This window comes from Alteromonas sp. S167 (assembly GCF_036864375.1).
Classification (GTDB): domain Bacteria; phylum Pseudomonadota; class Gammaproteobacteria; order Enterobacterales; family Alteromonadaceae; genus Alteromonas.
This window is the reverse complement of sequence record NZ_JAZETR010000002.1, coordinates 191,236-204,796: the sequence shown is the minus strand read 5'-3', so window position 1 is coordinate 204,796 and position 13,561 is coordinate 191,236. Positions and strand designations below refer to the sequence as shown.

Below are 13,561 nucleotides of genomic sequence, written 5' to 3'. Positions count from 1 at the left end.
GCACTAGCGGTGCTAACGTTCTTATCTGAACTTAAAATATATCAGAAATATCATAGCTAAATTTGTCTATGATGAATCTCTCTCTATCAAAAATTAAGTTTGCAGTTTCTTCGTCATAATACTCTTTAGATGGCTTTCTTGACGATGTATTGGTTTTATTCTCTCTGGCTTTTCTTATCTCTGTTTGCTGCGTATCACTCAGAGTAACTCCAGCTAGCATGAGAGCGTTTATGAAGTCCTCTTCTAGCGATTCTTGTTTTACGAAAGCATTAATAAATCCATAGTTTTCCCACACGCGAGTCAATCCATCCATTGTGGTATTAAAATTCTTAGCATAGATTTGCCTGTCGATTCCTGTGAAAAGTTTGAAAAAACGGTAGCTCAAAAGGCCGTGGCGACTGCTTAATGGTGAGTTACCAAACCCTTCACCGATATCAAATCGACGCTCCTCTGAGAACATTAACCTGATCCAGCGCCTAAATCCCTCTACATCGTCTACGTCTTTATACACAGATTGCCAAATTTCTGTTGGCTTTGTTTGTTCGTGTCTCCATTGTCTACAAATAAGCATTGGGGTTAGAGAAGAACCGAACATTTCTCTCACGAGCGCATTGCTTGAATCTAGCGCATTATTCTTCCGGGTAGTGTTGAAGAATACACTTCCTTTACCATCACAACCGTATCCCCAAAGAGATACGTACCAGTCCCAGGGGTTTCTAATAGAACCGAGTACAAACTTACTTCTTAGCTCTACAGGTATACGATTGTGTTTGCCTATTTGTTCCCCGCCCAGAGTGTTAGCCAGTAACATCCCAATATGGCTTCCGGCTGTCTTGTGTAGTTCGGTAAATACCAGTTCTTTTGCAACAAACATATTGAATTTTTTAATCCTTGTTTTTTTATAGAATAACTAAAATTGCTGTTGTAACATAGCTAAAATATTTTTTTTAAGTAAAGACGTGATTACCAAATTGTATAGAAAATATGTGCCAGAGGAATGGCGGCTGTGGTTGTATAAGCTCCGACATTCGGATGAAATTATGCAACTTCGTTCTAATGTGTACCCGTCTGACAAAGGAAATTTTTCATTAGCTCCATTTGATAAGAACAAATGCATCTTTGTTCACATAACAAAGACGGCTGGAACATCTGTAGCGCTTGCTCTTTTTGACGCACTTCCGTATCACTATCAAGCATGGCAATACAAAGTATTTTATGGTGCCGAGACATTCGAACAGTACTACAAATTTGCTTTTGTAAGAAACCCTTGGGACAGAGTTTATTCAGCATTTTGCTATTTGAAAGGTGGTGGCTGGAATGTTGATGACAAACGTTGGGCGGAAGAAAATCTTGGAGACATAAATGACTTCAATCAATTTATAATGGAGTGGCTTATACCAGAACGATTACAATCTCATATTCATTTCTGGCCTCAATATCGTTTTATTTGCGACAAACGAGGGAAGCCAATGATTGATTATTTAGCGTACTTCGAAACAATAAACGAAGATTATGACATCATCTCTCGGAATATAGCTGGCAGTGAAGAGCTAGCGCACAAGAATTCCTCAAACAGAACCGGATATAAAGAAGTTTACAGTGAGGAAGCAAAACAGAAAGTGGCGAAGCTTTATGCTGATGATATTTCTTATTTTGGCTATAGATTCGATGGTTTTAATAGAAAGTCGGTAATGAACGGGCGATTTGTTAATGTCAGCTAAATCAAAAACGTTAGAGGGAAATGTTCTTCTCGTCGCTAATTGGCCCTCGGATGTAGGCTATGCATGGTGGCTTATGGAAAGCTATTGGGTTGCCATTTCTAAACATCTATCTTCTAACAAAGTTCTTCTAGCATATCCGCAAATTAATAAAGTTCCGTCTGAAATACAATCGAGCGCCATAGATTGTTTACCGCATAATTTCAAAAGGGGGGGAGTGATTGGTCTGATACGTAATTGTAGATTGATTCGGCGGCATCACATAAAACTTATTTATTTAACTGACTATCCACTCTCATCCATTAGTTACTTTTTTTACCGTATTAGTGGGGTTAAATTTATCATCACTCATGACCATACACCTGGAATTAGATGCGTACCCCAAGGATTAAAGAAGGCTGTAAAAACGCTTTTTGCTAATTTACCGCTTATGTCTGTTGACGGGGCTTTCGGTGCAACGCTATTTGTTACAGAAAGATTACAGAATACCGGATGTTTGAAAAAAGATAAGTGTTTTACCGTACAGAACGGCATTGAAATCAAGGGAGATGAATCAATTAACAAAGCTGCGGCGTGGCTTCCCAAAGAGGGAGACTTTGCAATCGTTACGGCCGCTAGGGCAAATAGATACAAAGGAGGATTGTTCGCACTGCGTGTAATTAAATGCCTAAAAGATAGAGGCATGTCAAACGTTAAATATGTGTTTTGTGGAGATGGGCCGCACCTTGATGATTTTAAGAATTTTGCTGCTGAATTAGGTCTACAAGAACATTGCTTTTTCCCCGGGAGGGTAGAGGACGTTAGTTCATACTTCTCACACTTCTCTATTGGATTTCAGCCTAGCAACGGGGAGGTTGGGTATTCACTTTCAATCTTGGAATACATGGCAGCGGGGTTACCAGTCATCGTTCCAAATAATCCATCTGTTTGCGGTGCTACTAAACACAATTGCAGTGGACGAATTTACAAGGATCGTGACGTTGAAAGTGCGGCAAACCAGATAGAGTTTTACGCAAAAGATACAGCTGCATGTAATAAACATGGTCAGTTTGCGAGGGAAGAAATATTTAAACGATATGCTTTGGTAAAAACACACGAAGCTCTCATTAAAAGTTTGAACGCTGTTATTTCAAGCAAGTAAGGGATTAGTTTTATGAATACTCTGTACTTCAAACCAATGGCTGAAAAAGCTCAAGCAAATGCTGTTAATGTATTAACTCTTACAGAGGTTTTTCCAAGCCTTATTCAGCCATGGTTGATAAATCATTTAGTTCAAATACACAAACATGGAGGTGATAATAGAATTTTGTGCCTCCAATCTGAGCTTAACAATTTTTCAGAGGCGATTGCGGAAAATGACCTGCTTGAGCGCTACATAAAAGTTCCTACATCGAAAATTGAGTTGTTTAAATTTTTCATTAAACATAGAGAAAGAGGCGTTAAAGGCTCTTCTTTCAAACGACTTTCGGATGTTTGGCAGCGAGAAGAAACTAGCATAAAGCACAAAGCAGTAGATTTACTAGTAAGCCCTGCCATTAACCTAGATGTTGACATCGTGCATTCCCACATCGAGTCAGTAAGCGCACGTTGTTACCGACTAATAAAGGCTAAAGATTCGCCGTTTGTCATGACTTTTCACGGTTTAACGCCTGTGGGAGTACCTCACATAAGAGACATTGAGCGAAAACGAATTACGCAACTCGCTAGTATCATCTTTGCCAACACCAACTTTGCTAAAAAACAATATGTTGCTTTGGGTGCTCCGGAAGAAAAATTTGAGCTTATTCCTCAAGGTATTGATCTATCAAAGTGGCATTTCAGTGATAAAGAGTTTAACTCAGAGCATGTGTTAAACGTTATAACAGTTGGAAGATTTCATCCTGATAAGGGACATAAATATGCACTTCGTGCTATCAAAAACCTTAAAAATAAAGGGGTTAAGCTACATTACACGATTGCTGGAAACGGACCATACAAGCAAGATATTATCAATGAGATAATGACGTTGAGGCTAGAAAATGAAGTTACAGTATTGGAGAGACTTTCTGATGCAGAGCTCAGACAGCTTTACAGTAAAACCCATATTTTTATACTTCCCAGCCTAAAAGCTAAAGACGGTTTTCATGAGGAGACTCAAGCTGTTGTTATTCAAGAGGCTCAGGCTTCTGGGGTTATCGTTATAGCAACAAATGCAGGAGGAATACCTGAATGTGTAGATGATGGCAAAAGTGCATTTTTAGTGAATGATCGAAGTGCCGACGAAATAACAGAGCAAATGCTTGCATTACTTAGTGAGTCTGAAGATTGGGGGCGTGTTCGCAGGAGGGCAAGAGAGTGGGTAGAGGAGAACTTTTGTAGTAATGTTATTGGAAAAAGAATTAATGATGCGTATATGCGTGCGTTAAATTAGTTTTGGGGGATTCTGGTCACAACTTATATACACAGTTAATATCTGATTGTGATAGTTAACTGTTACTCTGTCCGACTGAATCTGTTTAGCCAAGTGCAGGTTAATTCAACTTTTGTAAAAAATTTGTGAAAGGCTAAGTGACTCAGTAAGTTGCTAATGCAAAGTATTTAATTCCAATTAAATTGATCGGTATTTCGAGTCAATCAGAAGGGCAAATCAAAAAATATTATTTCTCTAAAGGTAATACAAAATGTTTAGCTCATTTCAATTACGACTGCTTTCCCTATTTAATTGATATATTGGCGGGAAAAGTCATTTATGATGACAGAGCCAGTCGTCGCATTTTGTCGCGGCTATGAACTCCTCGGCTGTGAAACTATATTAAAATAACATACCCCTAAATTATTCACTCGAGGTAAATTTTAGAAATGGAAGTAAAGCTCACAAAAAATTGGAACTTCTTGGTCGCAGGGAAACATTGGCTAATAACTGCCACAGTAAGCAGTGGTCAAAGTGACAATGTTGCCATATCGTAACACTTTCTTATCTAGCAAGCTTTTTAGTTTCAATTACTTGTCACAATTTATTCAAGATATAGAAAATTGTAAGGCGCGTTGCCTAGCTTCAAATGTTAAACTTATGCTCTATGACGATACTGAAAACCTGAAGTTTAATTCTCCAATGATGCTTTTCTTAATTCCACTGCTATTTAGTAGTGAATCGAGAAAGGGTGGCTCAAATATGCTGTTTATTTTTATAGGAAAGCAATTTCGAAATGCAGTTATCTTCTTTAAATTCAAGGCCTATCGTATGGTACACATCCGGAACAATCATCAGGCAAGTGGCATCACTTATCATGCTCCCAGTTTATACATCATACCTAAAGCCGGAAGAATATGGTGTGATAGCGCTATTATCTATTATTTTAGGCGTTTATGAATTGTTTTTAGGTGCAAGGTTTGGTGCAGCTTTACCTAAATTTTACTATGATTTGAAGACTTTCGAAGAACGAGCCTCTCTGGTTTCGACTGCACTCTTATTTACTGCAAGTTTCAGCGTTTTAGGCTCAATTGGCTTTGCGAGCAGCTCACAAATAATATCCATTTATCTTTTTGAACGCAGCGAATTAACAACACTAGTAGCGTTTTTTAGCGTTACGCTAACCACTAGCTCCATTGAAGAGTATTCTCTAATCTATTTGAGGTTAAGAGAGAAGCCTTTTTACTTTTTTATTTCCTCGATATTTAAGTTACTACTTCAGTTATCTTCGAATATATACTTGATTGTTTATTTGGAAGAGGGATTAGCTGGTTTTATATATGCATCGATTATTTCTTCTTCGATAATGTCATTACTTTTAGGTGCGTATACTTTGTGTAATACAGGTCTATATTTTGTCATAGGAACTATATCATCCCTCTGGAGGTATTGTTGGCCGCTTTGGACTGCAGGCTTTTTTTCTATATACATAACGCTTGCGACTAACTTTATAATAAAATTTTTTTGTTCTTTGGAGGAGCTGGGCTTATACCATTTTGCTTTAAAATTTAGCTCTTTACTCACGGTACTTGTATGGCAACCGTTCAACCAATGGTGGCAGGTTGAAAGATTTAAAGTGTACGATACATCAACAACGCCTAGCGCTGAGTTTGGAACAGCGTTTACCATCATTTTTTGTATCATGTTAACCGGAGTTGTTTGTATATCCCTATCTTCTCCCACATTAATTTCTTTAATGGCAGACCCATCTTACTTTGATGCGCTGTATCTAATACCCTATTTGTGTGTTTTGTCTTTGTTCGCTGCTCTTGGTCTTTTTGTGCGGTTTCCGTTACTAAAATTCGGAGCCACAAAATTAATTCCTAAAATCGTCTTGCTTAACGCTTCACTGGTGACATTATTTGTACCCGCATCCGCATACTTTTTTGGAATAAAGGGCGTTGTTATTTCTCTTATGTTAATTAGAGCGGCTGACTTTTTGATTACTTATTTTTGTGGCCAGAAATTTTTTTCTCAGGACATCTCTTTAACTATAGTTTTATTAGGAGTGTTTTTAACTCTTATCTATCTAATTTTAATTTTAGAGTGGTCAATTACATATAAACTTCAATTAAATCAGTTGTATATACAGTTATCTTGTGTTTTGATTTTTGCCGTTGCAGTTATCGTATCGTTGTTCAGTAAGAAAAATGTTAGATTTAGTATAGTGAAGTTTTTTAGAGAACGTGTCCTGAGTGATTGAAGAAAATGAACTATCTTCGAAAGGAGAACCAATCACTCGATCAAGTTCTCTATGTTATACAGCCTGTTCTACAAACTCAACAGTCGACAAAGATTCTAGTGTGACAACGAGAATATAGTGTTCGATAACGTACTCAACCGTGAGTTTCACGTCAACTCACCGGACCATGAGTCTTTATCCCAATAGGGTATTTTGACCTTATCGCGCTTTTTGTTGCTTAAACGAACAACACGTAGCGAAACGGATTCAGGTTCATGTCATTCTCAACGAACATTTTCACTAGCCCAATACCTTCATCATAATAGCAACCCAATGAGGGCTCATATTGTTTGGCACTTGATGTGGTCAATTCAACTAGACCACATCTAATCAACTACGCGGAGCAGCTGTATTTTGCAAGTGTTACACTTCGGACTTGAATTCGTGGTTTGTTTCATTAAGTTCGACGTTTAGCATCACCCTTGCGAAATATAAGCTTTTTGAATCAGGACTTAAATTCGAGGGCGATTCAAGCAAAATTCTATGTTGGGTGTTCTTTTTTACGCAACTCGCGCCAACGTCCATCAGCAGCCAAAAAATCAGGTGATTTTTTATTATAATTAAAATGTCCCATCACGGTATTGGTAGTGAATCATTTTATGAACTGCGGATGTGATATCCATAAAAAGCTGAAATATGGATAATGTATAAACTTTACGTAAATACCGAACCTTGTCACCGTGTTGACATTTCGAGTAACAAAAAGAGTCTTGCGATATATAGAACTCCTCGCTTTCGTGAAAATTGGTCGACTAGTCCCGGTTGCCTTAGTTTTGGTTCATGGCTTATTCGAAATAGTTCAGAGTAGACAACTAACTGATCCAACTACGGTAGTGATAAAAATTTGCTGATCACCGATAATCATTACAACTGAGTTTAAATTGTTGCTTATATTGAGATGTTTACACTAGCAGCATCGAATGATGCTGAGAAGCAAATATGGAAGGATGAAAAAATCATTGCTAATATGAAAAATTAAACTGAGTCTTAACTATTAACATAGGCTTGCTTAGGTTATACGGAGTAAACGCTTTTTATACAGACACTATATATATTAGTTACGATCTATTCAAAATTTCCAATAAACCTGTCGATGCTGTTCTAAAATAGATAACGCTAGACTTATGTAATTAAACTACAAACCCTTTGTAATTAGTACAGAGGTTTTTTTAGGGGTCTTATGCACGCCAATCCTGTTATTAGCTTCATTATTCCTGCATTTAATGAACAAAAACATTTATCGCTCTGTTTAAACAGTATTAAGCACTTTTTTAAAGAACAAGAACGCGAAATCATTGTTATTGATAATGGCTCCACCGATGATACAGTAATAATAGCGGAGGAGTTAGGTGCTCAAGTTATCATTAACCGTGAAGCATCTATCGCTCGTATGCGCAATTTAGGCGCAGAACAAGCAGTAGGAGATATATTTATATTTTTAGATGCCGATATAGAGTTAACTGAACAGTGGTTTTTAGCTTTTAACCCTATAAAGCAAAGAGTGTTGACAGAGTCTTTATTAACTGGCTCACAAGCCGCGGTCCCATCACCTGCCAAATTTATTGAAAAATATTGGTTTGAGGAATTTTATAAGAAGCGAGAAGTGTCACATTTAGGCAGCGCGCACTTGATTACCAGCAAAAATACATTTAACAAGATTAATGGCTTTAATGAAGCTTTGGAGACAGGTGAAGATTATGATTTTTGTCAACGTGCAAAAAGTCTGAACATTATCATTGAAAACAATATTGAGCTAAAAGTTATCCACTATGGATTCCCGAATACCTTAAGAGATTTTATAAAGCGAGAAAGTTGGCATGGTAAAGGTGATTTGATAGACATAAACACTTTTTTACAATCCAAAGTTGCGATAACAAGTGTGTGCTTTTTACTTGCCCATTTAGGCGTTATCTTCGGAGTGTTAGCTAATTTAAAATGGTTAATTGGCGCATCTATTGTAAGTCTGGTAACACTTCTAGCATTATCTACATGGCATAAGTATGCACATTCAAAATTACTACCACTAAGCATAAACTTCTTCATCTATTACTTTTATTTTTCAGGGAGAGTTTTGTCAATCTTCATAGTATTATTTGACAAAGTATCTAAACAAAAAACTAGCTAAGTAATAGAGGATATAAGGATTCGTATTCCAATGTGATTAGCTCAATGAATTGGCAGTCAAAGTTAACTAACCCAGTTAAGGGTTTTTCCTTTTATTGCTGCCAACTTATACCGACTCCAACTCATATAGCCGAAGTATGTATGAAACCGTATCGGGGTGTAAAAATTCTCGATGTTCTGCTAAAAAAGTTGATGTGCATTTAGGTGTACCAGTGTGATTACCAAGGGATACTGACGGTATAAGTACCAAGCGATTTTGACGTAATCACACCACCAATGTTGCCGCGCTTCGGTAAGCTTTGCTAGCCGTAACGCAGTGGTACTCATGTTTTCCCTTAGCCAAATATTTCGAACGCCGCTAGCGTGTATGTCGACATTTCTTTCAGATTTGAGCAGCCGTGACACCTTGGATTGTCCTAGATGTGGGTTAGCCAGTGAGAATTCGATTCCACCTTGTTTTATCAGTTTACGATGGCGGTAAATCGTATCGCGGGAGACGCCACTAAGCCGAGATGCTTCTGCCACATTTCCAAGCCTGTCAGCCAACGCTAAAACCTCAAGCTTCTTCTGGATCTCATTGTCATCCGACGACAATTTTTCAGGCTCAGTAACTTCTGTTACCTGTAGCTTGCGTCCGGCGAAGTAAGCTTCAAACCGCTTATATTTACTGACCTTTCCCCTGAACTAGCGCCACTCTTTCGATGAGATTTTTCATATTATGCTGCCTGTTTCGCATACTCAACAGGCGGCAGGTAATTTAGTGAGCTATGTGGCCGAACATGGTTGTAACGCTCACGCCATAAATCTACTTCGTATCTTGCCGCGTCCATTGTTCTAATCCAATGCTGATTCATGTCGCACTGGTAAGTGGGAATAACGGCTCATTGGATATTGGATATCAAGTTTAAAGGGGATGACTGCCGCATTCGCAAATGTGATGGTGCAGAAGATGCATTGATAATACGCAGATTCTATTTGAAATTAGCACGTTGACATCTTAACAAAAGCCAGAACGTGAAGCGAACTGACAGGGTTGGTTGGGAGATGACTTTGGGACGGAGCTAATTTTTGGTTAAAAGTGAGTGGTTGTCTTGGTGTCAAACCAAAAAAACGTACAACAGTGCATGCCGGCTGCGCCAAGTGTTCCGATAAAATCTAATCAAATGTAGTCAATCTACCTTCGATGCTAAGTGCTTACGTTATCCAGTCGTTGGAGAGGAAAATCTAATAGTAACGGAACCCTGCAGCGATGAGATAATGGTCCAGAATACATTTCAAATCAATTGGTGGGATGGTCGAGTAAGCGACAAATCAAGTTGTTTTATATTCAACCGTTTATACCTACTGTCTACTTCCTTTCAACTTAAACCCTTGCGTAAGAGAGCCTCTATCTAGTATTGCTGTCCTTCTAACAACTACTTGTAACTCATAGTAATTACTCTTGTATTTGGCGATTATAGAGTAAAACCAACAGGCCTTGTTCTCATCTCACCATCTTACCAAGAATGGCGCACTTATTATCTGCATTCGGGGCCGGTTGATTTGAAGACTCTTTTTATAAATCAACGCGAACTCATGTTTCTTTTATAATCGGTCAAAACAATTGGGTTGTTGCACAATAGAGTGATTGTCAAGGCCCAAATACAAATATATACTCATTCCCAGCTTTGATAATCTTAATGCAGGGAAGAGAATAATTAAATGCCGATCTCATTTACAGTAATTATCCCGGTTTTCAATTCTGAAAAAACTCTTGAACGAGCATTAAAATCGGTCTTATTGCAAACATATTCACCATCGCAAATCATTGTAGTAGATGATCACTCTACAGATACTAGCCCTGCAATTCTTCAAGAGTTTAGAGAGCAAGTTGAGATTATAACTAGTAACGAAAATAAAGGGCCGGCTTCCGCTAGAAACATTGGTATTGAGAACGCGACAGGGAGCCATATTGCGTTTTTAGATGCCGACGATTTTTGGTATCCAGAAAAGCTTGAAGTTGTCAGACAAGCGATAGAAGAACATACGGATGTGCAGGTGTTTTCTCATAAGCTCAAAAAGGTCAATGAAGAGTTTTGTTCAGAATTTCAAAGAGATAAACCTGCAGGACAAACGATATTTGACCCCCGAACTCATGTAGAGTTAATGTCTAAGGATGACATCATCGCAATGCCATGGCTTGGTACTCCAGGTGTAGTTGTTGATAGAATGTTACTCGATAAAGTCGGTTTTTTTTCGACTTCTCTAGATACAGGGGAAGATATTGATCTTTGGATTAGGCTTAGTCAACATTCGCAAGTCTGTCGAATTGAACAAACACTAGGAATTGTGTTTATTCAAAAAGAGAGTGCTCGAACAAGAGGCACAAATACGTACAAAAATCATATTAAAATCTTGGAGCAGGCAAATCAAGAATTTGAAATCAACCCTCTTGTATTAGCCAACGCGCAAAGCTTCATTTATGAAAATTGGGGGTCGGAGATCCTAGCATTGAAGGAGTATGATTTGGCATACCGAATGCTTTGGAAATCCATTAGGTGCAGAATCACTAAAAGAAACATTTTCTTATTTTTAAAAGCAGGTGTTTTGTCAACAACGTCAAAGCTTTTTTTGACAAAATAAATTGATCTCGACTTGTTGCCTATAGGTTCAAGAAAGATTGTCATATACCAATAATTTTACTGTTACATTGAAATAGGGTGGTTTACTGTAAGTGTTGTACTTCCTGAGAAATGAATGCAGTGTCGAAAGGCTCTCAGCCCAAAAGCTTGAGTTCATGATTACGTCCAGCCGGTTAGTCTCGATTTAAATTTAATTTCTGAATCACAAACATGTTCATGTATACCAATCCGATATAAAGAATGATTGTTGTCTTGCGAGGAATTTACCCCTTTAGAAGTTGTAACTGAGTACTTATAATGCTCTTCTACTAGTGACATAGCTTCGTTACAGAAGTCGCCGTTAGGAAAACAAAATCCATCGGTAGACTTGCCAACAAGACCTTCAAGTGTAGCTTTTGATGCCACTATCTCTTCATAAAGCTCACTCTTCTTTAGGTTACCCTTTAGCCTAAAATGATTCTTCGTATGGCTACCAATTTCGATTCGATAGTTATTTTGTGAATCAATAATTTGTTCCACGTTCATCATTTCAATTTGAGTGCGTTCGTCTTTAATCGGAGCTAAGGCGGAGTATATCTGTTCATCGGTGTATTGTTTAAAATACGCAACTATCGTTGCTGCTTGCTCTTTATTTAATTTGTTGCTTAGAGGGGCAGGTAATAATTCACATAGCTGTTTATATTGTGGGTCGCTAAAATTGGTGTCGCTCATTAATAGGCGCATTAACCTGTTTGGCCAGAATGGTGATGGTTTGCCAATAAAATTGGTTACACAATACAGGGTCGCTGGAAAATCAAACTTTTTCAATAAAGGAAAAGCATATTCATAATTATCTAGCCAACCATCATCAAAAGTAAGCGCGAATGCGAGCTTTGGTCGTTTGTGGCATGGCAAGGAAACCCAATCCTCAACAGTCATTACAGGTGCATTCGTGCTTTTTAATACACCTAGGTGCATCTCGAAGGTAACCGGTGTAACAATCATTCCTGGTTCTTCGTTATCAAACCTTGGATCATACTCAGGTAAGACTCGATGGTACATTAAGATTACAAGCGTGTTTTCTTTCTTCTGCAAACGCTTCCAGCCAATGGTGCCAGCGAAAAGTTCCAGTGGAGCTTTTACTAGTCTTTTAATCTCACTCAGCATTTTACGAAATTCCTACGTACTTTTTGAGTTCATAAAGAAATGGTTTTAGGTCGCTAAGCCTGTTTACTTCATGCTTCCTATTAAATATTTTAGGAGTGAAGAATTGCAACACACGTTTTAACTTTTCATTGGGACTAAAAACAGGGTCTTTCAAGGTTAGATATAAGTTGTCAAGGTCGCCCAAAAGCCAGCGCAACTGAATACGTTTTTTGTAATTTGTGATTGGGGTTAACTCCTTGCCGTCCTCGCCATCGAGTAATAAAGACGGAAAGTCGACACCAGCGTCTATTGCTAGCTGTAAAGACCCCCAAAGCCTAGTATTAATTTCCATTAAGTGGGGCGTACCGTCTCGCGCCACTCTATATTCTATCATTGCTGCACCATGCCAATTAACGCTGTTTAATATCCTGGACGCAAAATCACGCATCTTTTCATCCACTTCAGTACTCTCACTCAGCACGCTAACACCACCGCGTGGCGGCTTTTCTCGTAGCCTTTTGTGCGCAAAAAATGCTTTTACGCTGCCGTGTTGATAATAAGTAAAAATACCAGCACCGTGGCCTTCGATGAACTCTTGCGTCATAAAAGGGCTCGTAAACAAGTAATGACTATGAGAAAGCACGTGGCTAAGTTGGGCACTATTTTGAACAACATGCACCTTTGTTTCTATCCACTTATTCTCAACGTAAACGCGCGAAAGGCTCGGTTTAATAACAATAGGGTATTCAAGTGTATTGATGTCGAGTGAATGTGCATTGTCGTAGTAACTTGTTGCTGGAATAGGAACGTTATTTAACTCTGCCAATTTCATAAGTTCATTTTTATTACTAATTGAAACGACGGTCTCTAGTGAAGCAAATGGTAACTGACATTTAATTTTTTCTCGATGTGCTAGTAACGTTCTGCTACTTATTTCGGTCACTGGGAATAAGCAAGTGATGTTGTATTTCTCTATTGTTTCGATAATCCACAATACGAAATCATCAACATCGTGTTTTGGATCAGGGCAACTCAGATAAAAGCTGCTATATGTCGAATTGCCAGCTAATGCTTCCGACGTGCAGTCGCATGTGATTACAGTAGTATCAGGGCGACTCCCCAAAGACCTTGTAGAAGCTAAGGCGCTTCTTTGATTCGCATCCAAAACTAAAACAACTTTTTTTTCCATGATCTTTATAATATGTTTAGTATGCATCAAGGATATTACTTGTTATGCTCTTCTACAAGGGAATTTACGAATACACATCAGCTTAGAGATAGC

At 38.3% G+C, this 13,561-nt stretch carries 10 protein-coding genes and 1 pseudogene; 6 read left to right on the top strand and 5 right to left on the bottom strand.

Annotated elements, in window-relative coordinates; genetic code table 11:
• Positions 1-31 precede the first annotated feature (31 nt).
• The gene (locus V7R35_RS04155; protein ID WP_334013445.1) at positions 32-874 is read right to left on the bottom strand and encodes a hypothetical protein; all 843 of its coding nucleotides are present in this window, start codon (positions 872-874) and stop codon (positions 32-34) included.
• 166 nt (positions 875-1,040) lie between these two features.
• Between V7R35_RS04155 and V7R35_RS04150 the strand changes: the two genes are divergently transcribed.
• The 5 genes from V7R35_RS04150 (at position 1,041) to V7R35_RS04130 (ending at position 8,534) form a co-directional block, all read left to right on the top strand.
• Complete coding sequence (locus V7R35_RS04150) at positions 1,041-1,721, top strand: sulfotransferase family 2 domain-containing protein (RefSeq protein ID WP_334013444.1); 681 nt, start codon at positions 1,041-1,043, stop codon at positions 1,719-1,721.
• Positions 1,711-2,859 (top strand): glycosyltransferase family 4 protein, encoded by a 1,149-nt coding sequence (locus V7R35_RS04145; RefSeq protein ID WP_334013443.1) that lies wholly within the window; start codon positions 1,711-1,713, stop codon positions 2,857-2,859. The genes V7R35_RS04150 and V7R35_RS04145 overlap by 11 nt, the downstream gene beginning before the upstream one ends.
• 12 nt (positions 2,860-2,871) lie before the next feature.
• Positions 2,872-4,128, top strand: a complete 1,257-nt coding sequence (locus V7R35_RS04140) for a glycosyltransferase family 4 protein (RefSeq protein WP_334013441.1) — start codon at positions 2,872-2,874, stop codon at positions 4,126-4,128.
• A gap of 775 nt (positions 4,129-4,903) precedes the next feature.
• Positions 4,904-6,370 (top strand): lipopolysaccharide biosynthesis protein, encoded by a 1,467-nt coding sequence (locus tag V7R35_RS04135; RefSeq protein WP_334013440.1) that lies wholly within the window; start codon positions 4,904-4,906, stop codon positions 6,368-6,370.
• 1,219 nt (positions 6,371-7,589) lie between these two features.
• Complete coding sequence (locus tag V7R35_RS04130; protein WP_334013439.1) at positions 7,590-8,534, top strand: glycosyltransferase; 945 nt, start codon at positions 7,590-7,592, stop codon at positions 8,532-8,534.
• Between the two features lie 179 nt (positions 8,535-8,713).
• Here V7R35_RS04130 and V7R35_RS04125 read toward each other — a convergent pair whose 3' ends face one another.
• Entirely contained in the window at positions 8,714-9,127 is a 414-nt protein-coding gene (locus tag V7R35_RS04125; RefSeq protein ID WP_334013437.1) for a helix-turn-helix domain-containing protein, read from the bottom strand.
• Between the two features lie 122 nt (positions 9,128-9,249).
• Positions 9,250-9,387: pseudogene (locus V7R35_RS04120) on the bottom strand (integrase core domain-containing protein); the annotation flags it as partial.
• Positions 9,388-10,234: 847 nt separating this feature from the next.
• Between V7R35_RS04120 and V7R35_RS04110 the strand changes: the two are divergent.
• Positions 10,235-11,155: a glycosyltransferase family 2 protein gene (locus V7R35_RS04110; protein WP_334013436.1), complete on the top strand. Its 921-nt coding sequence runs from the start codon at positions 10,235-10,237 to the stop codon at positions 11,153-11,155.
• A gap of 158 nt (positions 11,156-11,313) precedes the next feature.
• Here the strand turns inward: V7R35_RS04110 and V7R35_RS04105 are convergent, their stop codons facing one another.
• A complete protein-coding gene (locus V7R35_RS04105; protein ID WP_334013435.1) occupies positions 11,314-12,300 on the bottom strand; it encodes a polysaccharide deacetylase family protein in 987 nt (328 codons plus the stop codon).
• Position 12,301: 1 nt separating this feature from the next.
• On the bottom strand, positions 12,302-13,468 hold the full coding sequence (locus tag V7R35_RS04100) for a carboxylate--amine ligase (protein ID WP_334013434.1): 1,167 nt from the start codon (positions 13,466-13,468) through the stop codon (positions 12,302-12,304).
• Positions 13,469-13,561: the final 93 nt, after the last annotated feature.

Coding starts and splice junctions, on each gene's coding strand:
- V7R35_RS04155 (WP_334013445.1), bottom strand. CDS start 874: ATGTTTGTTGCAAAAGAACTGGTATTTACCGAACTACACAAGACAGCC.
- V7R35_RS04150 (WP_334013444.1), top strand. CDS start 1,041: ATGCAACTTCGTTCTAATGTGTACCCGTCTGACAAAGGAAATTTTTCA.
- V7R35_RS04145 (WP_334013443.1), top strand. CDS start 1,711: ATGTCAGCTAAATCAAAAACGTTAGAGGGAAATGTTCTTCTCGTCGCT.
- V7R35_RS04140 (WP_334013441.1), top strand. CDS start 2,872: ATGAATACTCTGTACTTCAAACCAATGGCTGAAAAAGCTCAAGCAAAT.
- V7R35_RS04135 (WP_334013440.1), top strand. CDS start 4,904: ATGCAGTTATCTTCTTTAAATTCAAGGCCTATCGTATGGTACACATCC.
- V7R35_RS04130 (WP_334013439.1), top strand. CDS start 7,590: ATGCACGCCAATCCTGTTATTAGCTTCATTATTCCTGCATTTAATGAA.
- V7R35_RS04110 (WP_334013436.1), top strand. CDS start 10,235: ATGCCGATCTCATTTACAGTAATTATCCCGGTTTTCAATTCTGAAAAA.
- V7R35_RS04105 (WP_334013435.1), bottom strand. CDS start 12,300: ATGCTGAGTGAGATTAAAAGACTAGTAAAAGCTCCACTGGAACTTTTC.
- V7R35_RS04100 (WP_334013434.1), bottom strand. CDS start 13,468: ATGGAAAAAAAAGTTGTTTTAGTTTTGGATGCGAATCAAAGAAGCGCC.